The organism is Candidatus Pelagibacter communis, assembly GCF_012932795.1.
Classification (GTDB): Bacteria; Pseudomonadota; Alphaproteobacteria; order Pelagibacterales; family Pelagibacteraceae; genus Pelagibacter; species Pelagibacter ubique_S.
Genome location: NZ_LANA01000002.1, coordinates 20,646 through 44,394, shown reverse-complemented (window position 1 = coordinate 44,394; position 23,749 = coordinate 20,646). Strand labels below are relative to the sequence as shown.

Annotated in this window: 25 protein-coding genes; 17 read left to right on the top strand and 8 right to left on the bottom strand. The window is 31.4% G+C overall.

The genetic code is table 11. From position 1 onward, the window contains the following. The first annotated feature begins 23 nt into the window (after positions 1-23). From VP91_RS04225 to VP91_RS04165, 13 genes are all read left to right on the top strand, one after another. Complete coding sequence (locus VP91_RS04225) at positions 24-968, top strand: class II glutamine amidotransferase (RefSeq protein WP_169036211.1); 945 nt, start codon at positions 24-26, stop codon at positions 966-968. Then, entirely contained in the window at positions 956-1,810 is an 855-nt protein-coding gene (locus VP91_RS04220) for a GXGXG motif-containing protein (protein WP_169036210.1), read from the top strand. Before VP91_RS04225 ends, VP91_RS04220 begins: the two co-directional genes overlap by 13 nt. Then, a complete protein-coding gene (locus tag VP91_RS04215; protein WP_169036209.1) occupies positions 1,810-3,234 on the top strand; it encodes an FMN-binding glutamate synthase family protein in 1,425 nt (474 codons plus the stop codon). Before VP91_RS04220 ends, VP91_RS04215 begins: the two co-directional genes overlap by 1 nt. Positions 3,235-3,243: 9 nt before the next feature. Beyond that, a complete protein-coding gene (locus tag VP91_RS04210) occupies positions 3,244-3,651 on the top strand; it encodes a hypothetical protein (RefSeq protein WP_169036208.1) in 408 nt (135 codons plus the stop codon). Positions 3,652-3,777: 126 nt separating this feature from the next. Further along, complete coding sequence (locus VP91_RS04205) at positions 3,778-5,178, top strand: ammonium transporter (RefSeq protein ID WP_169036207.1); 1,401 nt, start codon at positions 3,778-3,780, stop codon at positions 5,176-5,178. Between the two features lie 12 nt (positions 5,179-5,190). After that, a complete protein-coding gene (locus tag VP91_RS04200) occupies positions 5,191-5,415 on the top strand; it encodes a hypothetical protein (RefSeq protein ID WP_169036206.1) in 225 nt (74 codons plus the stop codon). A gap of 65 nt (positions 5,416-5,480) precedes the next feature. Beyond that, positions 5,481-5,633, top strand: coding sequence for a hypothetical protein (locus VP91_RS04195; RefSeq protein ID WP_169036205.1), 153 nt, complete (start codon positions 5,481-5,483; stop codon positions 5,631-5,633). A gap of 14 nt (positions 5,634-5,647) precedes the next feature. Continuing rightward, complete coding sequence (locus VP91_RS04190) at positions 5,648-6,532, top strand: class II glutamine amidotransferase (protein WP_169036204.1); 885 nt, start codon at positions 5,648-5,650, stop codon at positions 6,530-6,532. Then, the gene (locus VP91_RS04185) at positions 6,532-7,215 is read left to right on the top strand and encodes a protein glxC (protein WP_169036203.1); all 684 of its coding nucleotides are present in this window, start codon (positions 6,532-6,534) and stop codon (positions 7,213-7,215) included. The genes VP91_RS04190 and VP91_RS04185 overlap by 1 nt, the downstream gene beginning before the upstream one ends. A gap of 2 nt (positions 7,216-7,217) precedes the next feature. Then, entirely contained in the window at positions 7,218-8,546 is a 1,329-nt protein-coding gene (locus VP91_RS04180) for an FMN-binding glutamate synthase family protein (RefSeq protein WP_169036202.1), read from the top strand. A gap of 42 nt (positions 8,547-8,588) precedes the next feature. Then, positions 8,589-9,914 carry a type III glutamate--ammonia ligase gene (gene glnT, locus VP91_RS04175; RefSeq protein WP_169036201.1) on the top strand — a complete coding sequence of 442 codons (1,326 nt, stop codon included), beginning with the start codon at positions 8,589-8,591 and terminating at the stop codon, positions 9,912-9,914. Between the two features lie 4 nt (positions 9,915-9,918). Further along, complete coding sequence (locus VP91_RS04170; RefSeq protein ID WP_169036200.1) at positions 9,919-11,046, top strand: diaminopropionate ammonia-lyase; 1,128 nt, start codon at positions 9,919-9,921, stop codon at positions 11,044-11,046. Positions 11,047-11,059: 13 nt separating this feature from the next. Next, entirely contained in the window at positions 11,060-11,521 is a 462-nt protein-coding gene (locus VP91_RS04165) for a hypothetical protein (protein WP_169036199.1), read from the top strand. Here the strand turns inward: VP91_RS04165 and zapE are convergent. From zapE to VP91_RS04130, 7 genes are read right to left on the bottom strand one after another with little or no spacing between them, the layout of a single operon-like run. Continuing rightward, positions 11,512-12,561, bottom strand: a complete 1,050-nt coding sequence (zapE, locus tag VP91_RS04160; RefSeq protein WP_169036198.1) for a cell division protein ZapE — start codon at positions 12,559-12,561, stop codon at positions 11,512-11,514. The genes VP91_RS04165 and zapE overlap by 10 nt on opposite strands. Continuing rightward, entirely contained in the window at positions 12,558-12,986 is a 429-nt protein-coding gene (locus tag VP91_RS04155; RefSeq protein WP_169036197.1) for a hypothetical protein, read from the bottom strand. The genes zapE and VP91_RS04155 overlap by 4 nt, the downstream gene beginning before the upstream one ends. Before the next feature lies 1 nt (position 12,987). Next, positions 12,988-14,286 carry a PQQ-binding-like beta-propeller repeat protein gene (locus VP91_RS04150; protein ID WP_169036196.1) on the bottom strand — a complete coding sequence of 433 codons (1,299 nt, stop codon included), beginning with the start codon at positions 14,284-14,286 and terminating at the stop codon, positions 12,988-12,990. After that, positions 14,279-14,923 (bottom strand): hypothetical protein, encoded by a 645-nt coding sequence (locus tag VP91_RS04145; protein ID WP_169036195.1) that lies wholly within the window; start codon positions 14,921-14,923, stop codon positions 14,279-14,281. Before VP91_RS04145 ends, VP91_RS04150 begins: the two co-directional genes overlap by 8 nt. Positions 14,924-14,925: 2 nt before the next feature. Continuing rightward, positions 14,926-17,595, bottom strand: a complete 2,670-nt coding sequence (gene acnA / locus VP91_RS04140; protein ID WP_169036194.1) for an aconitate hydratase AcnA — start codon at positions 17,593-17,595, stop codon at positions 14,926-14,928. 6 nt (positions 17,596-17,601) lie between these two features. Further along, on the bottom strand, positions 17,602-18,192 hold the full coding sequence (locus tag VP91_RS04135) for a LysE family translocator (protein WP_169036193.1): 591 nt from the start codon (positions 18,190-18,192) through the stop codon (positions 17,602-17,604). 5 nt (positions 18,193-18,197) lie between these two features. Then, positions 18,198-18,539 (bottom strand): tRNA-binding protein, encoded by a 342-nt coding sequence (locus tag VP91_RS04130; RefSeq protein ID WP_169036192.1) that lies wholly within the window; start codon positions 18,537-18,539, stop codon positions 18,198-18,200. A 27-nt stretch (positions 18,540-18,566) separates the two neighbouring features. On the opposite strand from VP91_RS04130, the gene argE reads away from it, so the two are divergent. The 4 genes from argE to VP91_RS04110 are packed head-to-tail and all read left to right on the top strand — an operon-like array spanning position 18,567 to position 22,184. Further along, the gene (gene argE / locus VP91_RS04125; protein WP_169036191.1) at positions 18,567-19,757 is read left to right on the top strand and encodes an acetylornithine deacetylase; all 1,191 of its coding nucleotides are present in this window, start codon (positions 18,567-18,569) and stop codon (positions 19,755-19,757) included. Positions 19,758-19,795: 38 nt separating this feature from the next. After that, positions 19,796-20,695 (top strand): allantoinase PuuE, encoded by a 900-nt coding sequence (gene puuE, locus VP91_RS04120; RefSeq protein ID WP_169036190.1) that lies wholly within the window; start codon positions 19,796-19,798, stop codon positions 20,693-20,695. Between the two features lie 2 nt (positions 20,696-20,697). Continuing rightward, the gene (alc, locus tag VP91_RS04115; RefSeq protein WP_169036189.1) at positions 20,698-21,684 is read left to right on the top strand and encodes an allantoicase; all 987 of its coding nucleotides are present in this window, start codon (positions 20,698-20,700) and stop codon (positions 21,682-21,684) included. Continuing rightward, positions 21,681-22,184 (top strand): ureidoglycolate lyase, encoded by a 504-nt coding sequence (locus VP91_RS04110; RefSeq protein WP_169036188.1) that lies wholly within the window; start codon positions 21,681-21,683, stop codon positions 22,182-22,184. The genes alc and VP91_RS04110 overlap by 4 nt, the downstream gene beginning before the upstream one ends. A gap of 47 nt (positions 22,185-22,231) precedes the next feature. Here VP91_RS04110 and VP91_RS04105 read toward each other — a convergent pair whose 3' ends face one another. Beyond that, on the bottom strand, positions 22,232-23,680 hold the full coding sequence (locus VP91_RS04105) for an NCS1 family nucleobase:cation symporter-1 (protein WP_169036187.1): 1,449 nt from the start codon (positions 23,678-23,680) through the stop codon (positions 22,232-22,234). Positions 23,681-23,749: the final 69 nt, after the last annotated feature.

Here is a 23,749-nt window from a genome sequence, read left to right as displayed (position 1 = left end):
TTTAATAGAAACAGGGGAAATAAATGTGTGGAATAGCAGGATTAATACATAGAGGAAAATCATCCAATGTAGGAAGTGAACTACAAGGAATGCTTCAAGCATTAAAACATAGAGGAGAAGATTCTACTGGTTACGCGTTATATGGTGATACAGATGGTAAAAACTTTATTATGCGTTTTAAGGTTGGTGAAAATGTTGGTGAAGGAAGCTCTTCGATAGTTGAAGATGTTTCAGTTTATGATGAAAGAAAAAAAATTGTTGATCAATACTTATCTGAGCTAGGTGCTAAAATAATTAAAGAAGAAAGAGTTCTACCCTACTCTTTGAGATATGAAATTGTATATGAAACAAAAGATTTATTAAAATTTTCTCAAAAAATTGAAAGCATTCCAGGTGTTGAGATTCTTTCTATGGGAAAATCATTAGAGGTTATAAAAGATTTAGGTAACGCTAAAATGGTTTGTGATAGATATGATTTGGATAAAGTAGTTGGAACTCATGCAATTGGGCATGCTAGAATGGCTACAGAGTCTGGTGTAGATATTAAGTCAGCTCACCCTTTTTGGGGTTATCCTTTTAGTGATGTTTCTGTAGTTCATAATGGTCAATTAACTAATTATTGGAACAACAGAAGGTTACTAGAAAACAAAGGTATGAGGTTTATGTCTGAATGTGATTCAGAATTGATTGCTGTATACATTGCTCAAAAAATGAGAGAAGGAGCATCTCTTGAAGAGGGGATGAAAGCTTCTTTAACAGGCCTTGATGGAGTATTTACATATTTTGTTGCAACTATAGATTCTTTAGGAATGGCTAAAGATACAATGGCTGCAAAACCTTTGGTTCTTTATGAGTCAGATGATTTAGTAGCAATGGGTTCAGAAGAAATAGCAATCAGATCAATTCTACCGCAAGAGATAGATACATATGATCCATTTGATGGGGAGGTAAAAGTATGGCAAATTTAAAGACTACAGAGAAAAAAACAAAGTCCCAGTCAATGGGTATGCATACCGAAGTTTTAACTGGTAGAACTCAACAAAAGTTTTTCAACCCAGATGAGGCAGAAAATTTTTTTTACTTTGGGACTTACGATGTAGATTTTAATAAAAGAACAGAGTTAGATGTTAATGAAATGACAGCTCCTGAAGCTAATAAAGAGATAGATAATTTAATGAGCCAAGGTTATGGAACAATTGTTATTAAAAACCCTCAAGGAAAACATAGTTTGGGTGTTGGTATTTTAAATAAACTAAATTTAATTTTCGAAGGAAGTTTGGGTTATTTTGGCATGGGCTCATGTGATGGACCTACAGTTAGAATTAATGGTAGAGTAGGATGGTCTTGCGCAGAAAACTTAATGGCTGGAAAAGTTGTTATTGAAAAAAATGCTGGCTCTTGTTTTGGTGCCGCAATAAGAGGTGGAGATTTAATTTGTAAAGGAAGTGTTGGTGCTAGAACTGGTATTGATATGAAGGGTGGAACTATTATTATTGGTGGTGATGCTGGAGCGTTTACTGGTTTTATGATGCAAAGAGGAAGAATAATTATTCTTGGCGATGTTGGAATAAATTTGGGTGACTCAATGTATGATGGAACAATATTTATTGGTGGTAAAATTAGTTCTTTTGGAAGTGATGCGGTTACTGCAGATCTTACTAACAGTGATCAAGACTGGTTAAAAAGAAAACTAAAAGTTGCAGAGATAGGTGAAAAATTTGATGTTAGTAAAATGACAAAAATAGTCGCAGGTAAAAAACTTTGGAACTATGATAATCTAGAACCTACAGAAAAGAAAGGAGCTATCTAATGGCTAAAAAGAAAACTAAAAAAAATGAAAAAAAATTAAAAAAATCAAACGGTAGCGTTGGAGGAAAAGCTGACGTTCATGCTCATGAAGAAGGCAAAAGAAATAAAAGTTTATTAGGACACAATGCTATTTTTACTCCTGAAGTCATAGACGATATTCATATTAAAGCTCAACTTGGAAGATACAGAATGCGTGGAATGGCATTAATGAAAAAGATTCCAACATTTGATGATTTAGTTTTTTTACCAGGTACTCTCACAAGGTTTGTAATTGAAGGTTACAGAGAAAAATGTGAAACTAAAACTGTAATTGGTCCTAATTGTGAAAACCCAATTGAGTTAGACATACCAGTGTATATTACAGGTATGAGTTTTGGTGCCCTTTCTTATGAAGCAAAAACTGCTTTAGCAAGAGGAGCTACAATGGCTGGAAGTGCTACATGTTCTGGTGAAGGCGGAATGATACCTGATGAAAGAAGATATTCTGAAAAATGGTATTACCAATGTATTCAATCAAGATACGGTTTTAACCCTCATCATGCTCAACTTGCAGATGGAATTGAGGTGTTTATTGGCCAAGGACAAAAAGTTGGAATGGGTGGACACTTAATGGGTCAAAAAGTAACTGATCAAGTTGCTGAGATGAGATCTTTACCTTCTGGTATTGATCAACGATCTCCCGCAAGACATCCTGACTGGTTAGGTCCTGATGATTTAGCTTTAAAAGTTGAAGAGTTAAGACAATTAACAAAAAATAAAGTACCAATTCAGTTAAAACTTGGTGCGTCAAAAGTTTATGATGATGTCCGTATGGCTGCAAAGTGTAATCCTGACTCTATTTATCTAGATGGAATGGAAGGGTCAACTGGAGCTGGACCACACATAGCTGCTGCTAATACTGGTATTCCAGGAATCGCTGCTATCAGAGAAGCTAGAAGAGCTATCGACGATGTTGGTAAAACTGGACAAGTAACTTTAATTTATGCTGGTGGTGTTAGGGATGGTGCTGATATGGCTAAAGCTTTAGCATTAGGTGCTGATGCAATAGCAATTGGTACTGGATCAATGATCGCTTTAAACTGTAATAAAGATATACCTGAAGCTAATTTTGAAAAAGAAATGGGTGTAAAAGCCGGTGAATGTTATCACTGCCATACTGGTCGTTGTCCAGTTGGTGTCGCTACACAAGATCCTAAATTAAGAGCCAGATTAAATCCTGATGATGCTGCATTAAGAGTTTATAATTACTTACATGCAATGACACTAGAGGCTCAACTTTTAGCAAGAGCTTGTGGTAAAACAAATATTCACTCTTTAGAACCTGAAGATTTAGCTGCTCTGACTATGGAGGCATCTGCTTTAGCAAAAGTCCCTATGACTGGAACTAACTATACAGTTGGTGTTGACAATTATCATAAAATATAAGGATCAAAAATGGTTAAAAAAAAAGTAAAAGCAAAAGTTAAAAAAGAAAAGAAACTTAAACTGGGTACTTTTAAAGAGACAGCTAGAGAGAAATTAATTGGTCAGCATATTGGTTATAGATATGATGTTAATTTACTACCAGACTATAAAAGAATTACTCCATTCCTAAAAAGGTATGTAGAAGCTATGGGTTGGGATGACCTTAATTGGTTAGAAGATGTTCATATGGGTTATGAAGAAGATAGACCTGCAGTATTTTGTAGAAATGCAAATGGATGGGTAACTATTCCAAAATCAATTAAATTACCTGATAACCAACAAGATAGAGATATGATAGCAAGAGAGCTTTTAGTTAAGTTTCAAATGTCTCCAAAACATCCGCTTGTTGATTTGAAAAAAGCTTACCTAAAATTCTAGCATCACAATCAAGAGTTGTTTATTTTTTAAAAACTCACCGTCTGTATTGGGTTTTTAAGAAATGTTTAGTTTGTCACACCTCCCTAAATTTCATAAGATTTCTGAAACTAATATAGGAGAGAGATTATGACTGATCAGTTAGGTGCTCTAACAACTATATTTACAGAGTTTTACTACTGGGTAACTGTAGTACTGATGTTTTTAATTCACGTCGGTTTCTGTATGTATGAAGTTGGAGCTTCTCGATACAAACATCACCAACACACTCTTATGAAAAATACTATGGTTATACCCTTAGTAACGGTAACTTGGTTTTTCTTTGGTTGGTGGATTTACTGGGCATTCCCAACAGGACCAGGGATTGCACCATCAATAATGAATGAGAGTACTGCATTAATAACAGACGATTCTGCGTTTAGTGCCACTTACTATTTAGCTAACAGTCCACTAATGGCTGTTAACTTAGGTGATCACATAAGTGGAGTATTTTGGGCTGCATTTTTACTATTTTCATGGACAGCTGCTTCAATTGTTTCTGGAGCAATCATTGAGAGGATTACAACTTTTGCATTTGGTATTTTAGCGATTGCAATTGGATCTGTATTTTGGACAATCGATGCTGCTTGGGGATGGCACTTTGATGGATGGATGCTCAAAATTTTAGGATATCATGACGCTTATGCATCAGGAGTAATTCACGCAATTGCGGGTGGATTTGCTTTAGGTATTCTAATCGTTTTAGGACCTAGAATTGGAAAATTCTCATCAAGTGGTGAGCCAAGAAATATAGGACCAAGAAACCCATGGCTAGTTACAGTTGGATTATTTTTAATCTATACTGGTTTCTGGGGATTTTATGCGGCATGTAATATACCGATATTTGATCTTGGACCTGAATATGGAATGGAAGGTGTAACCTACTGGACAGCAACAAACATATATGTAACCCCAACCACCCTGAGTGGAATAACCTATAACTTCTTGATGTCACTATCAGGAGGATTATTAGCTGGATACGTGGTCGCTAAAGGTGATCCATTCTGGACTTACTCAAGTGGACTAGCTGGGATCATTTGTGCATCTGCAGGTAATGATTTGTATCACCCGATACAAGCAATGCTTATTGGTGCGATTGGTGTTGTTATAGCATATAAAATGCATTACTGGGTTGAACGTAAGTTCAAAATAGATGATGCGGTTGGTGCAGTAGCAGTACATGGTTACGCAGGATTTGTTGGTCTTGTAATTTGTGGATTTGTTTTAAATGGCTATCCTTCATCTGGATACAGTGTTGGAGCTATGTGGGACGGATCAACTTATGCATCAATCAATCCACTGGGACAATTCCTTGGAGCAATTATAATGTTTGGAGTTCTTGGAATGTTACCAGGCTATGTCTTGGCTAGAATACTAAGCGCTTTTGGTAAATTAAGAATCCCACGTGAAGTAGAAATAGCAGGACTAGACTATGAAATGATGGAGGACGATAGAGATGCTGAAAAAGCAGTCGCCTCTTCAACTAGGTAAAGGAGAAAAAATATGGCTACAGTAACAAACTGGATAGATCATTTAAGTGCTAAGGAAGTTGTTGGAGCAGTTTATCCCGGAGCTGGATCTAGTGAAACTTTACTAGTTATTCTAGGTGTAGTTTTCTGGATTGGCTGGCATGTCCTTACTAACAAATCTGAGAGTGAAAAGCTCTCGAGATTGGCTAGAAAAAGACATGGTGCTAATGATCATAAGAGCAATATTACCGACTGGTAATATCAATTAAAAATTTGGGCGCTACTTAATTGTAGCGCCCTTTTTTTTACAAAAATTATACAATCATGGATAGAAACAATAACGAAGATCTAAGACCAAGTAAAATGAGAGGTGTCGTTTTTCCAAAAGCAAAATATGGAGTGATAGCGGCTATTATCATCATTGTAGTAGGAAATATTTTCTACTATAAAGATTTTCTACTGTCTTTAATAAAATAAACTTAAAAAAATTTATGTGTGGAATTGTTGGCATCTACTTAAAAACTAAAAAATTTGAAAAAAATTTAGGAAAGATGCTATCTGGTATGCTTAATAATATGGAATCTCGTGGACCAGACAGTGCTGGCTTTGCGATTTATAAAGATGAAAGTAAAAAACTATACAAATTTTCTTTATGTATTAATGATTTAAACTTTAATAGCTTTAAGAAAGAAATATCTAAAAAACTTAAAAAAGCTAAACTTACTCAAATCTCAGATCATGTAATTTTAAAAACTCTTGAGCAACCAAAGAAAGTGATTAAGATAATCAATTCTAATTTTCCTAAAGTATCTATAGTTGGGTATGGCCGATCAATAGAAATATTTAAACAAGTTGGTAATCCTAAAGATGTAGTAAAAAAATTTAAATTAGATAGTTTTAGTGGTACTCATGGAATAGGCCATACAAGAATGGCTACAGAAAGTGCTATAACTACAGATGGATCTCACCCCTATTCGACTGGTGAGGATGAATGTTTAGTTCATAATGGATCACTATCAAATCATAATAATTTAAGAAGAGAACTCACTAAAAAAGGTAACTTCTTTAACTCTGAAAATGATACTGAGGTTGCAGCAGGATACGTTTCTAACAGTTTATCAAATAATAAATCTCTAAAAGATACACTTACTTCTAGTCTAAAGGATTTAGATGGTTTTTATACTTTTATTACTGGAACTAGAAAAGGCTTTGCAGTTGTTAGAGATGAAATAGCATGTAAGCCAGCCGTAATAGCAGAAACAAAAAACTATGTTGCAATAGCATCTGAGTTTCAAGCAATGGCACATTTGCCTGATGTAAATGGTGCAAAAATTTTTGAACCTGAACCTGGTATTGTCTATTCGTGGGGAAATTAATGAAACTAGATTTAAAAAAAAAGAAATTAAGAGAAATTAACAGCACCCTTCAAAATTTAGATGTTAAAAAAAATGAAAGAGATTTTATAATTATAAACCCAGAGGGTAACCACGCATTGTGTGCTGGATTAAATCAAGAAATGAAAGTTTTAATAAAAGGTCATGTTGGTTATTACTGTGCAGGAATGAATCAAAAAGCACATGTAACGATAGATGGAAATGTTGGAACAGGTGTTGCTGAAAACATGATGTCCGGAACTGTTCATGTTAAAGGTAATGCTTCACAATCTGCAGGTGCTACTGCACATGGAGGTTTACTTTTAATTGATGGAGATGCTAGTTCAAGATGTGGTATTTCAATGAAAGGAATTGATATTGTGGTTAAGGGTTCAGTTGGTCATATGTCGGCTTTTATGGCTCAATCTGGTACAATGATAGTTTGTGGAGATGCTGGTGAAGCTTTAGGAGATAGTCTTTATGAAACAGATATTTTTGTTAAAGGATCAGTTAAATCTTTAGGTGCAGATTGCATTGAAAAAAAAATGGAAAAGAAACATTTGAATAAAATTTCAGCTCTTTTAAAAAAAAGTGAAATAGAAAATATTAAACCAGATAGTTTTAAGAGATATGGTTCAGCACGAAAACTTTATAATTTTAATATCGATAATGTATCAAGTTATTAATAATGCCAGATAATAAAAAAACTCATCCTCGTATATCATGGACTTTTGATGAGTATACAAATTCAGAAATAAGACGAGCAGCTGAAACAGGAATTTACGATATAAGAGGTGGAGGATCTAAAAGAAAACTTCCTCACTTTGATGATTTACTTTTTCTTGGAGCTTCAATGTCTAGATACCCTTTAGAAGGATATAGAGAAAATTGTAATACAAAAGTAACTTTAGGAACTCGTTATGCAAAAAAACCTTTGGAACTAGACATTCCTATTACAATTGCTGGTATGAGTTTTGGAGCGTTATCAGGAAGAGCTAAAGAAGCTTTAGGACGTGGAGCAAGTATGGCTGGTACATCTACAACTACTGGTGATGGTGGAATGACACCAGAAGAGAGAGGACAGTCTAAAAATTTAATCTACCAACTTTTACCTTCTAGGTATGGGATGAATCCTGATGACCTTCGAAAAGCAGATGCTATTGAAATAGTTATAGGACAAGGTGCAAAACCAGGTGGTGGTGGAATGTTACTGGGCCAAAAAATTAGTGATCGTGTTGCTGAAATGAGAACTTTACCTAAAGGTATAGATCAAAGATCTGCATGTAGACACCCTGATTGGACAGGTCCCGACGATTTAAAAATTAAAATTTTAGAAATAAGAGAAATTACTGGTTGGAAAGTTCCAATATTCATTAAGGTTGCAGGAGCAAGACCATATTATGATACTGCGCTTGCTGTTAAGGCTGGTGCTGATGTTGTTGTATTAGATGGAATGCAAGGTGGAACAGCTGCTACTCAAGAAGTATTTATAGAAAATGTTGGTCAACCCACTTTAGCATGTATTAGACCTGCTGTAGATGCACTTCAAGATTTAGATCAACATAGAAAAGTTCAATTAATCATATCTGGTGGAATTAGAAATGGTGCAGATGTTGCTAAGGCAATGGCTCTTGGAGCAGATGCAGTTTCAATTGGTTCTGCTGCAATGATAGCATTAGGAGATAATGATCCTAAATGGGAAAAAGATTATAATAAACTAGGAACTACCGCTGGTGCTTATGATGATTGGCATGAAGGAAATGACCCCGCAGGAATTACAACTCAAAAACCTGAGCTAATGAAACGATTTGACCCTGTTGCTGGTGGAAGACGTTTATCAAATTATTTAAAAGTAATGACGCTTGAAGCTCAAACAATAGCCAGAGCCTCTGGTAAAAATGATTTACATAATTTAGAGCCAGAAGACTTATGTGCACTTACAGTTGAATCTGCTGCTATGGCTAGAGTCCAACTAGCAGGAACTAACTGGATACCAGGATTAAAAAATAAAAAATAGTATTGTGAAGGTTAATTAACAGTTATAAATTAAAGAATTAAAATGCCTAAAAATTTATCTACAATTGCAAAAACCAAAAAAATTAAATACTTTTTAATTAGTTTTGTAGACTTTTTTGGTGTCTTAAGATCAAAATTAGTTCCAGCACAAGCTATTGCTGATATGCAAAAGAATGGTGCCGGCTTTGCTGGGTTTGCAACCTGGTTAGATATGTCTCCTGCAGATGGAGATATGTTTGCTCTGCCAGATCCTGATAGTTTAATTCAATTACCTTGGAACAAAGAAATAGGTTGGTTAGCTTCAGACTTATATATGTATGGAAAGCCAGTAAAGGCATCACCTAGAGTAATGCTCAAAGAGCAAATCTATCAACTAAATAAAAAAAATTTAGTTATGAAGTCTGGAGTGGAGTGTGAATATTTTTTAATATCTGAAGATGGCACCAGAATTGCTGATACTAGAGACACTCAATCTAAACCTTGTTATGATCAATCTGCTTTAATGAGAAGGTATGATTTAATTAAAGAAATATGTGACAGTATGATTGATATGGGTTGGAATCCTTACCAGAATGATCATGAGGATGCGAATGGTCAATTTGAGATGAATTGGGATTATACAGATTGTTTGACAACAGCTGATAGACATGTTTTTTTTAAATATATGGTTAAATCATTGGCTGAAAAACATGGATTAAGAGCAACATTTATGCCTAAACCTTTTGTTAATTTAACAGGAAATGGATGTCATGCTCATATTTCTTTATGGAATGGAAAAATAAATAAATTTTTAGATAATGGAGATAGATTGGGTTTAAGCAGGTTAGCATATAATTTTTTAGGAGGAATTATGAAGCTTACTCAGCCATTGACTGCTTTTTTTAACCCTACAATTAATAGTTACAGAAGAATAAATGCACCACCAACTAAATCAGGTGCTACATGGTCACCTAGCAGTATTTCTTATACGGGAAACAATAGAACTCATATGATAAGAGTTCCTGATAAAGGTAGATTTGAATTAAGATTAATGGATGGAGCTGTAAATCCTTATTTGCTTCAAGCAGGGGTAATTGCTGCAGGATTACATGGAATCAATAACAAAATAGATCCTGGGGAACCTTTATCTTGTAACATGTATACTGATCATAAAAATTATCCAAATCTAAAGAAATTACCAGATACAATTGAAGATGCTTTGGATCAATTAGAAAGTAGTAAAGAAATTAGAGAAGCTTTAGGTGATGATACCATTAAAAGCTATATAAAATTAAAAAGATCAGAAATTGAGAATTTTGATCTAGAAGAAAAATTTGATAAAAAAGACCCAGTTACTGATTGGGAAAAAAATAGCACTCTTGATTGTTAATTAAATGAAAACAATACTCCAAAAAGAACTTTGGTCTATTTCATCTTTTTTAGAAAATAAGAATTTTTTATTTGATGAGAATAAAATTTTAAACTCTTTGCCAAAAAAAGATATTGATGAAGCCTATTCTAGTATTTCTAGTTGGAAAGATTATTCTCCAACACCATTAATTGAATTAAACAAACTTTCAAAGGAATTAAATTTGAATAAAATTTTTTATAAAGATGAAAGTAAAAGATTTGATCTTAAATCTTTTAAGGCACTTGGTGGCGCCTATGCTGTAGAAAAAGTTACAAAGGGAAATAAAGATATTGTTGTTGCAACAGCTACAGCTGGAAATCATGGTAGATCTGTTGCATGGGGCGCAAAAAGACTTGGTTTAAAATGTAAAATTTTTATTAGTGAGTATGTTAGTGATGCAAGAGGACAAGCTATGGCAGATCTTAGTGCTGATGTAATTAAAGTTAAAGGCAATTATGAAAAATCATTAATTGAATGCATTAAACAATCTACAGAAAATAATTGGCAAATTGTTCAGGATGTTGCTTGGCAAAATTACATGTTAGTGCCAATGTATACAATGGCTGGCTACACAGTAATGATGAAAGAAATTGTTGATCAAATTAAAAATGATAAAATCACCCATATAATATTACAGGCTGGAGTTGGTGGTATGGCAGGTGCTATGATTGTGGGTATAGCAAGATATTTAAAAAATGTACCTGAAACTATTGTTGTTGAACCAGATAGTGCAGCATGCGTAATGGAAAGTATCAAAACAGGAAAAATAGAAAAGATTGATATTAAAAGAGAAAGCTTAATGGGAGGAATGTCTTGTGGTGAGGTATCTTTAGTGCCATGGGAAATACTTAAAAATGCTGTTAAGTTTTGTATTAGTTTACCTGATGATGATATTGCAAAAACTATGAAGTTGCTTGGAGATTCTAGCTTTAGTGAAGAAAAAATAATAGCAGGAGAAAACTCTGCTCCAGGAGTGATTAGTCTAATAGCTTCGTGCCTTAATGATCAGATTAAAGAAAGATTAAAATTAAACTCAAAGTCTAATATATTGGTTATTGGTTGTGAAGGCGATACAGATAAAGAAATGTATCAAAAACTTATCAATCAATAAAAAAAGTATGTAAATGAAAAAAATTTTACAAAAAGAAGATAATAATTTAGATTTTTATAAAATTTTTAAACCTGAATTAACTCCCAAAAGAATGATGGAATTAGGAGTTTTTGGAGGTGCTTACTTTGGCCTAAGCTTAAAAGAATATCCTAAATCATGGTTTAAAAATGCAAAGATAAGTAAAACTTTCGATGTAAATTTAAACAGATTTAAGGTTGTTTCAGGTTTATCAAGAGAACATTGGATAGAAAAAGGATGGATTTTTAAAGAAGATCCTCTGGGTTGGTTTCAATGGTATTGTAGATTTTGTAACGGTAGAAGGATTGCGCACATGGATAAAATTCAAATAAAAAGATGGAAAAATTTTAGAAGACATGTTTCAGCAATTGAAAAAAATTGTGAAAAAGGTGATCTTGGATGTAGAAAAAGACAAAGGCAAGCTATATTACAATGGGCTTATGATCCTTATAGATAATCAAAACTTATAGAGGTCAACTCGTGTAAACGACTAGTTGTTCTTTTGAATGTATCAACTAAACTTTTTGAAGATTTAATCAATTTTAAATCAACTTTAGACCTAATTGTTAAAGGTATTTTCTTTTCATACAAAATATCAATTAAAGTAATGAATCTTTTTTGTTGATTTGAATTATCATCATTAAAAAATGGCAAATTATCAATAAAAATAAAACTACAATTATCAGAAATTTTTATGTAATCCTCAGATCCAAGATTTCTATTACAAAGTTCTTCAAAGTTAAATTTAGCGACTCCATCATAAAAGTTTTCTAATACTATTTTACGTCCTTTAATCTCAATTATTTTTAAAAATTTTTTTTTATCTTTTGTTATTTTTCTAAAAAATTTATTAAAAATAAAATTTGTTGACTCATTTGTTGGTGAAAGAAACCTTTCTAAATTTATATTTTTATTAGTGCGATAGTCTTCTTTAATCAATAAATTCTTTTCACAACAAAATTCTTTTAAAATTTTAATAAAAGGAATGAATTGATCTCTTTGTAATCCATTTTTATACAAGTTATCAATATTTATATTTGAGGAAAAAATAACTCTTATATTTTTTTGAAAAATTCTTTTAAACAATTTCCCCAAAATCATTGCATCGACTATATTCGTAACTTGAAATTCATCAAAATAAATTAATTCAGTTTTTGATTTTAAATCTTTTACAAAATAATCAATTCCATCTTTATCTTTGTTTTGGAAGATAAAGTTATGAAAATGAATCATAAATTCATTAAAATGTAGTCTCAATTTTCTTTTTTTAAAATTATCAAAAAAAAAATTTAAAATCATTGTTTTGCCAACACCAACATCTCCTGCAAGGTAAAAACCAAGTTTATCATTTTTTTTACTTAGAAATTTGCTTAAAATAGATCTTTCAAAGTTTTTTTTATAATAATCTTGAAGATGATTGATTATTTTAAATTGACTTTGATTGATTTCAAACTTTTTCTCTACACAAAATTCTAAAAATATTTTCTCTAATTTCATTTCTTTATTTTAAAGTCTATTCCATACTCAGATCTTGGTCCCTTTCTAAATCCGAAAGGTCCTGGTATAAATATTGTCATAGGTTTCGAACCTGGCTCTAAATCAACTCTATGAAGATTATTTGCCGACCGGAAACCAACATACCCTGGATGTCTCCAGAATTTACCTGTTTTAAGTGTTTCCCAATAACCTCCTCGTAATATAATTGTTATATATGGACATAAATGTGTATGAACACCTTCTCCATGATCATCTGCCAACATTTCATGTATCAAAATATTAAAAGGAAACCACTTTGGTCTATTTCTAAATATTAAATAATACCTGTTCATCCATGGTTTTGCATTTTTATAATTTGGGTGAGAGGGTCCTCTATCCAATACAACTTTTTTACGGCCCAGTTTATCAAGTAACCTTAAAAACATTTTATTGTACTTTAATTATGCCATCATTTGCTATTACAAATAAGCTTTTTTCTAGAACAAATCCTCTAGAAATATATCCATTATCAATTTTTATAGATGACATAACTCGTCCTTTTTTTATATCAATAATTAAAATTCTTCCATTATTCACTGACACATAAATTTTATTTTTTCCAACTATAAATCCTGTTACTTGCAGTTTATTTCTTTTTTTTTTTTTAATTTGATTAAAAATATCAGTACGTCTAATAATTTCTCCAGTTTTAGATTCTAAAATAGACAAATAACCATCATCAGATATTGAGTATATAATTCTTTCAACAACTGTTGATCGTAATGATGACCCAATATTTTGAATCCAATTAACAACTCCACTATTAGTGTCTATGGAATAAAACTCATTTTTATTTGTAGAAAAATAAAGATTATCATTATTTAATATTAAATTTGATGTTTTTAAAAAATAACTACTCGAAGAGTCTAAATTTTTTAATGTTGGTACAATCCACAATAAATTTCCTGTGTTTATATCTACTGCGGTTATGTCACCTATAGAGTTATTAAAAATAACTTTATTTCTATCAATAACAATAGAAAGTTTTTTTTGTGATTTTAGTATTGAATTTTCAGTTTTAACTTTCCATAATTGCCTTCCATCTTTAATAGAAAAACATCTTAAAATATTTTTATAATCAATTACAAAAAAATGGTCTTTATAGATTTTTAATTCAGAGTTAAACGCCACAGTATTTTTTTTACTCCAAAGAAGTTCCCCTGAATTAGTATTTAATGCATAAAATTTAGCTATATTATCAGCAACAATAAGAGTGTTATTATGATTTGCAAAAAATAAAATTGGCTCAAGTTTTTTTTCTTCTTTGTTATAGTAATTTTTACTCCAAATTAATTTGGATTTACTGTCAAATTTTAAAATAGACCCCTTTTTTGAAAAAAAGATAAGATTATCTTTATCAAAAATTATTTCTGGTTCAAATTCATTAAGTTTTTTTATCTTTGAAAAATTGAATTTTAAAGCTTTTTTCATTTCACCATCATAATCCAATCTTCCATTATTATTTGTTAGATTATTTTGAAATGATTTTTTTGAAAATGTCTTAGATCTTATATCTATTTCTAAATTTGGATTAATTTCAAAATTGGTTTTTTTTATTTCTTTAAATAATTCTTTTTTATTTATTTCTTCTTTGATTTCACTATTTTTCCAAAAACTACTTTTTGAAGCAAAAGAGCAATGACCAATGAATAATATAGTGATTAATAATAAAAACTTTTTATTCACTAAAATCTCTATTGAGTCTTTTTTGTGTTTTTTTTTTAATATCTAAATTAATGTTAGGTAATTCTAAAATTTTTTTATAGAACTCTTTTGATTTGTTTTTTTCATTATTTGAATAAAAATACTCTGCTACCAAGTACAATGAATGTGATTTCCATATACTTTCAGAATTAATTATTGGATTTAATATTTTTATTAAAACATTTTCTGTTGAAAAGCTTGAATTAAATAATGCTTTTTTGTATAGGATCAAATTCCTAATTTCTTTGTCTAATGTAGTTTTGTTTATTAATTCATCAAACAAATTATTAATTGCATTTTTATCATCTATTAAATTGTTATCTATTAAAAAATATAAAGCTAAAGGTGAATAAGTAGAGTCATTTTCATTTATTATTTGAGTTAATTGATCAGCTGTTTTTTGTTTTGTATTTGTACTGAAATTTATTTTTGTTTTATTGAATGCATTTGCTAATTTTATTTTTTTTTGCACTTTCAATTCCTTTATTGAAAGATAACTAATTACTACAACGAGTATAATTGAAAACCCTATTAATAAATTTTTTTTATTATTAATAAAAAAATTTTTAATTTTTTCATTTCTTGTATTAGAGTCTATAATTGTAATTTCTTCATCCATATTTAAAGCATGTTCCTTAATACATATTGAAGAATACCACCATTTTTATAATATTCTAATTCATTTTTTGTATCAATTCTGCAGAGTGTTTTAATCTTTTTGATGTCACCTGATGCATATTTAATTTCTACCTGTATATGATCTGAAGGTTTGACACCTTCTTGAATATCAACAACTGTAATTAACTCTGATCCAATTAAATTTAAATTAGTTCTATTGGTTCCTTCTGTAAATTGAAGTGGTAATACACCCATACCAATTAAGTTCGATCTATGAATTCTTTCAAAGCTTTCTGCTATTACAACCTTTACACCTAATAATTTTGTTCCTTTAGCTGCCCAATCTCTTGATGATCCTGTGCCATATTCTTTTCCACCAATAACCACCAAATCTGTTCCTCTTTTTTTATACTCTTCTACAGCACTGTAAACTGGCATTACCTCTTCTTCAGGATATAATTTTGTAAAACCACCTTCTGTGCCTGGGGCCATCTCATTCTTTATTCTAATATTTGCAAAAGTTCCTCTCATCATAACTTCATGGTTTCCTCTTCTTGAACCATAAGAATTGTAGTCTTTAGGTAATATTTGGTGCTCCATAAAATATTCACCAGTAGGGCTTTCTTTTTGAATATTTCCAGCTGGGGAAATATGATCTGTAGTGACCATATCTCCTAAAATCAAAAGTGGTCTTGCATCCTTAATAGGTTTGAAACCTTCAGGTTTATCAGTTAGGTTTTCAAAAAATGGTGGTTTTTTTACATAAGTTGAACTTGTATCCCAATTATAAATACTTGTATTTTCAGTTTTTATTTTTTGCCATTGTTTAGGACCTTCTGAAACATTTGAATATCTATTGATAAACATTTCAGCATTTAAAGCATCTCTTAAGGTATCTTCTATTTCTTTGTTAGATGGCCAAATATCTTTTAAGAATATATCTTTATCCTCTTTATTTTTCCCTAATGGTTCATTGTATAAATCAAATTCCATATGACCTGCAAGGGCATAAGCTACAACAAGTGGAGGTGATGCTAGATAATTTGCTTTAATATGTGGAGATATTCTTCCTTCAAAATTTCTGTTTCCAGATAATACTGAAACAGCATATATATTTTCTTTATCAATAGCCTTCACAATTTCCTCAGGTAAAGGTCCTGAGTTTCCTATGCAAGTTGTACACCCATATCCTACTAAATTAAAACCTAGTTTATCTAAAAATATATTCAATCCAGCTTTAGCTAAATAATCTGTTACTACTTGTGATCCTGGGGCTAATGACGTTTTTACCCACGGTTTTGTTTTTAAGCCAAGTTCTACAGCTTTTTTTGCAAGCAACCCAGCTCCAATTAAAACATTTGGATTTGATGTATTTGTGCACGAGGTAATTGCTGCTATCAATATGGAGCCATCTTTAATTTCATAACTTTTTCCAGAAACTTTTGAGATATTTTTTGTTTTTCTTTTAGTCGATTCTTCAAGAACTTTTTTAAATTCTTTTGAGGCATCTGTTAATAAAACTTTATCCTGAGGTCTCTTTGGTCCTGAAATTGTTGGAACAATTGTTGACATATCTAACGATAAAGTGTCAGTAAACTCAATTCCATCACTAGCCCATAGGCCTTGTTCTTTTGCATACTTTTCAACAATATTAACTGCTTCATTGTCTCGTCCCGAAAATCTCAGATATTTTAATGTCTCATCATCAATTGGAAAAAAACCACAAGTTGCTCCATACTCTGGAGCCATGTTTGCAATTGTCGCTCTATCAGCAAGTGTTAAATTTTTTAACCCCTCTCCATAAAACTCAACAAACTTTCCTACAACACTCTTATCTCTCAACATTTTTACTACCGTTAACACTAAATCTGTAGCTGTAGTACCTTCTGGCATTTTATTAATAACCTCAAATCCAATTACTTCTGGAATTAGCATTGAGATTGGCTGGCCCAACATGCCTGCTTCAGCTTCGATTCCACCAACACCCCAACCAAGAACTGATAAGCCATTAACCATTGTTGTGTGACTGTCCGTACCAACTAAAGTATCAGGAAATAGATAGTCTTCGTCATTAAATTTTTCTGACCAAACCACTTTAGATAAATATTCTAAATTGACTTGATGGCAAATTCCTGTTCCAGGAGGAACTATTCTAAAATTATTAAATGCTTGTTGTCCCCATTTTAAAAAAGAATATCTTTCACCATTTCTTTTAAATTCAATATCTACATTTTTTTCAAATGAGTCGATGTTTGCTGACTTATCAACTTGAACTGAGTGATCAATGACCAAGTCAACAGAAGATAATGGATTGATTGTATTTGGATCTTTATCTTTTTCTTTAACAGCTTCTCTCATAGCAGCAAGATCAGCAACTGCAGGAATTCCTGTATAATCTTGTAACAAAACTCTTGCTGGTCTATATGCAATTTCGGTTGAGGATTTCTTTGTCTTTAACCATTCTTTAACTGCCTCAATTTGATTTCTAGTAACAGATAAATCATCTTCATATCTTAGTAAATTTTCTAATAAAACTTTTAGTGATTTTGGAAGTTTTGAAATTCCGCTTAAGCCATTTTTTTCAGCTTCTAATAAAGAATAGTATTTGTATTCGCTATCATTAATTTTAATAGACTTTAAAGATTTATATGAATTTTTATTTCCTGGTTTCATTTAGTTTTAGATGTAGAACCCTATTATACAAACGATAAGTAGCAATGACATAGCATAATTAAATCGTTTTATAAAATTATTATTTGTAGCAAATTTCCTTAAAAACTTGCCTAAAAATGTCCATGAAGTGATACTTAAAAATGCTGTTACACTGCAAACTACAATCACCCAAATAGAGTGATTCAGGTATTTTTCCCCTTGTTCAACAAAATTTGAACTTAATGTCACTCCAGCCATAACACCTTTTGGGTTTATAAATTGAAATATGAATTTATCTAAAAATTTTACTGGGTTTTCTGTTTTTCCATCTGAAGAAATTTTTGAAAATGAAATTTTATAAGCTAGATAGATTAAAAAAAATGTTCCAAGGACTCTAATAATTTCCTGTATGATTGGATAATTTTTAAAAGTTGATATTAAAACAAAATTAATCAATATGATTAATGTTGTATAACCAAAACCAACTCCTAAAATTAGTGGTAAAGTTTTTTTTATACCAAAATTAAAGCCTGAGTATGCTGCTACAGCATTATTTGGTCCTGGCGTAAATCCTAATGAAAAAGAAATTCCTATTAATAATAATAATTCTGGATGCATAAGAATTAAGCTATCGGAAGACCGTTTTCAGATTTTTGAGATGGATGAACAAGTATAACTTTTCCATCTTTATCTATTGATCCTAATATAAGTACTTGAGATACCACTCCTGCAATATTTTTTTCAAAAAAATTACATACTCCGATTACTTGTTTTCCTTTAAGGTTATCTTCATTATAGTAGTGAGTAATTTGAGCAGATGACTGTTTAATTCCAATCTCTTTACCAAAATCAACCTCAACCACTAAGGATGGTTTTCTAGCTTTTTCATTTTTCTTTACTGAGATTACTGTTCCAACTCGAATATCTATTTTATCAAATATTTCAAAGGTTATTTGTTCTTTCATATATTTAATATATAATGGTTGATAAATATGAGTACAGAAAATAATTCAGAGTTATTGTATAAAAATTCAGTTCAAATTTTAACAGACTTAATAGCTTTTAAAACTATTTCAGGACAAGATAACAGTTCATTAATTGATTATTGTGATGATATCTTAAAAAAGCTAGGCGCTACTTCTTTTAGAACTTATGATGATGAAAAAAAAAGAGTAAATTTATTTGCTTCACTAAAAGCTAAAAATTCAAATAATAAGAAGCCAATTATTTTATCAGGTCACACTGATGTAGTTCCTGTTTCAAAAGGTTGGAGTTCTGATCCTTTTACTGCAACTATCAAAGGTGGTAAATTATATGGAAGAGGCTCATGTGATATGAAAGGTTTTATTGCTTGTACTTTAGCTTATGCACCTATTTATTCTAAATCAAATTTAAATAGAGACATTCATTTCTCATTTACGTTTGATGAAGAAACAGCATGCCAGGGTGCACCTATATTAATAGAAGAATTGAAAAGAAGAAAAATTAAAGATGGTATTTGTATCATTGGTGAACCAACTAATATGAAGATTATCGATGCTCATAAGGGATGCTATGAATACACAACTTATTTTAAAGGTTTGGCGGGGCATAGTTCGGCACCTCATAAAGGTGTAAGTGCTGTTGAATATGCATCAAGATATGTAAATAAATTAATTGAACTTAGGAATAAACTTAAAAGTAGAGCACCTAAGGACTCTATTTTTGATCCACCTCACTCTACCCTTTCTATTGGTGGTGTGTTTGGTGGTATTGCTCACAATGTAATAGCGGACAAATGTCATGTTAATTGGGAAACAAGACCAGTCGTTAAAGAAGATGGCATATTTTTAAATCAAGAAATCGACAAGTATGCAAATGAAATATTATTACCTGAGATGAAAAAAATTTTTCCTAATGCATCAATTGAAAAAGATATTATTGGTGAAATAGTTGGGTTTGATAGAGAAGATAAGTCAGATGCTTGTGAATTAATTTCAAGTTTGACAGGTGATAATTCTAGACAAGTTGTTTCATTTGGAACTGAAGCAGGTTTATTTCAGGAAATTGGGATTAGCACAGTGGTCTGTGGTCCTGGATCAATTGATCAGGCTCATAAAATTGATGAGTTCATTGTTTTGGATGAACTTAAAAAATGTTTAAACTTGCTTGATGGTATTAAAGTAAAGTCTATTACTAATTAATAAATTGTTAAACCATACAAAGTAAATTATAATTTTTTATGTCTAAAAAAAATCCAAGAGATATGATTGGGTATGGCTCCAAAGATCAAAAAGTTAAATGGCCTAATAATGCACGTATTGCTGTTCAAATAGTTTTAAATTATGAAGAAGGTGCTGAAAATTGTGTTTTAAATGGAGACAATAACTCAGAAGTTTTCTTATCAGAAATCATTGGTGCTCAGCCTATCAAAGGTAGACATATAAATATGGAGTCTCTTTATGAATATGGCTCAAGAGCAGGATTTTGGAGATTACATAAACTATTTCAAGAAAAAAAGGTTCCTATAACAGTTTTTGGTGTTGGTATGGCTTTAGAAAAAAATCCTGAAGTTTGTAAAGCTATAATAGAAGCTGATTATGAAGTTGCATCTCATGGTTGGAGATGGATTGACTATCAAAATATTAAAAAAGCAGAAGAAAAAAAACACATGAAACTTGCTATTCAAACTCATACGAAAATTTTTGGGAGAAGACCTGATGGTTGGTATGCGGGAAGATGTAGCCCCAATACTAGAGACTTGGTTCTGGAAGATGGTGGTTTTTTATATGACAGTGATTCTTATAGCGATGACTTACCTTACTGGGAAACTAGAAATAAGAAAAAGCAATTAATTATTCCATATACTTTAGATAACAATGATATGCGTTTTGCAACCAATCAAGGGTTTAATACGGGTGATCATTTTTTTTCATATCTAAAAGATAGCTTTGATGTTTTATACGAAGAAGGAAAAACAAATCCCAAAATGATGTCAGTAGGATTACACTGTAGATTGATTGGGAAACCTGGCAGAGTTCAATCTTTAAAGAAATTTCTAAATTATATTCTTAAACATCAAGATGTGTGGATATGTAAGAGAATTGATATAGCCAAACATTGGATTAAAAACTATTCTTAATAATGTCAAAAAAAATTATTTTTACAAATGGTCTTATAGATTTGGCTCAACCCAGGTTAGGCACCAAAGTTATATTTAAAACTGATGACTTTTTTGCATCGGCAAATAGAATTATTTACCCTTTACCACCAGTTTTTAAAGATGGGTTATTTGATAAAAATGGTAAATGGATGGATGGATGGGAGTCTAGAAGAAAAAGAACTACAGGACACGATTATATAATTTTAAAATTAGGTAAACCTGGTTTGATTAAAAAAGTTGACGTTGATACTTCTCACTTTAATGGAAACCAGCCAGCTATGATTTCAATTGAAGGAACAAATTCAAGTTCAAATAAGATCAGTCAACTAAAATGGCTACCATTACTTTCTAGAAAAAAAACACGTGCAAATAGTCATCATTTGTTTTCTGTAAATAGTAAAAAAAATTTTACTCATATAAAATTTAATATTTTTCCCGATGGTGGTGTTGCTAGATTGAGATTATTTGGTTCAATTATCAAATCAAAAAAATTAAAAAATAAAAAAATGAATCTTGCATCATTACTAGATGGAGCATCTGTTATTGCTTGTAATAATGAACACTTTGGTAAGGCTGAAAATATTTTAGCACCTGGTAAAGCTAAAAATATGGGTGATGGATGGGAAACAAGGAGAAGACGTAGCCCAGGATTTGATTGGTTAATATTAAATTCTTTAGATGGAAAAGAAATCAATAAAATTGAAATATCCACTCATCACTTTAAGGGTAATTTTCCAAGTCATTGTTCATTGCAGGCAACTTATATACCAACATCAAAAAGCTCTAAAACAATTGTAAATTCTTCAGTCAAATGGAAATATTTATTAAAAAATGCAAAACTATCATCTAATAAAATACATATTTTTAAAAATGATTTAATGAAAAAAGATAAAATTAATTTTATAAAAATTAATATTTTTCCAGATGGTGGTATATCTCGATTTAGAATTTATGGAAAAAAAATATGAGTAACTTAGTAATTAAACCTAAAGCTATTAATAAAGAAAACTTTAAAAAATTTGGTGATATGATCACAACAGACGGTATCAAGCCTTTAGAAATAAATGATGGTTATGCAAAACGATATGATGGCATAGCCAACCTAGATGCAAGGAAAGATAATGGAGATTCTATAATTAGTATTTTTTCAGCTTTAAAAAGATCCTTTCCTATGAAAGTCGATATGATGGAGAAACATCCACTTGGTAGCCAAGCTTTTATTCCAATGAAAGAAACTACTTTTTTAGCTTTTGTCGCTCCTGAGGGTGATAAACCTGATTTAAATAAAATAGAAGCTTTTATCATTCCGAATGGAATAGGTGTTAATTATAATGCTGGGATTTGGCATTTTCCTCTAATTGCAACAGAGGATATGAATTTTTTAGTAGTTGATAGAAAAGGTGAAGGTGACAATCTAATTCTTCACGATTTAAATAAAGAAAACATCACTTTAGAATTTCAAGCATAAAAAAAGCCCATCAAAATAAATTGATGGGCTTTTAGTTAAAAGTTTAATTATCTTTTAGATATAGCTAAATGAACTACAGCACCTAGTGATGCTCCTATGATCCATGCATATCCTCCGCCACCACCTAAGTTAGCAAAGAAATCTCCTAAACCTAAAAATAAAATGTTTGGCCAAACAGAACCAACTGCAATATAGCCAGATAATATCCAAGCTATCATTCCTTTATGGTTAAAGCCACCATTGTAATGATACTTAGCTTTTGGACTAGCATCAAATAATGCATCTACATCTAGTTTTTCTTTTTTGATAATATAGTAATCCACAATCATAATACCAAATACTGGTGCCAGAATTGCTCCAAGGGTATTAACAAATGGAAATAATCCCATTTGAGTAATAACAGCAACCCACATACCACCAATTACAAAACCAAAACCAGCAGTTATTAATCCACCTGTTTTAAAGTTTATCTTGCTAGGCATTAAATTAGCTAAGTCATATGCAGGAGGTATAAAGTTTGCAACCATATTAATACCAACTGTTGCTGCAAAAAATGCGAATGCAGCAATAATTGTTAATCCCAAGTTGTCTACTTTAGCAACCATTTCTGTTGGACTTGATACGTATTCACCAAAAATTGCGATTGTTCCTCCAGTAATCATTAAAGTAATAAAAGAAAACAAGATTACATTTCCTACTAATCCCCATAGGTTACCTTTTCTCATTTCTTGTTCATTTTTTACAAATCTAGCAAAGTCACCAAAGTTAATAACTACTGCAGCAAAGTATCCAACCATAATTGAAAATACAGCTATGAAAGCTCCAAATGATCCTAGGCCTTCAAAACCACCAGTTCGCTCTCCTCCAGAAAATATAGTTCCTACTTCTGAAAAAAGTCCTCCACCAGCTTTTGCCCAAATAACTATCATTAAAAGTATCATAATGGCATAAACAGCAGGTCCTGCAAAGTTTAAGAATTTTCTGATAAGGTCTACACCTTGCCAAAATAAATAAACTTGGAATGCTGAAACAAATATAAATGAAAACCACATTACACCTGTCATACCAAGCATCATTACTTCACCTTCCATTCCTGTAATTCCAGTAATTAGAAGCGCTACAGCAGTTGATGCTGCGTAGGTTTGTGCTCCGTACCAAAACATTGCAACAAGACCTCTTGCCATTGCTGGAAAGTTTGCTCCAAACACACCCATACTGACTCGAGCAAATACTGGATATGGAATTCCATGTTTTACACTTGGTTTACCTGACAAGTTTACAAGCCACATTATAAAAAATCCTGCAAGAATTAATGCAGCAAATACAGCCCAACCATTTAGTCCTGATGCTAAAAACAAAGATGCTGCCAAAGTATAACCAAATAAACTTTGGACATCATTTGCCCACACGTTAAAGATTTCAAACCATCCCCAATTTTTTTTACTGCTCGGAGTTGGAGCTAAATCAGAATTGTAGAGTTTTGATGATCTACTCATATTTTTCTCCCTCTATTGTGCTACAATTGATTTAATTTAACATAATTGAAGTAACACTACTGCGACAGT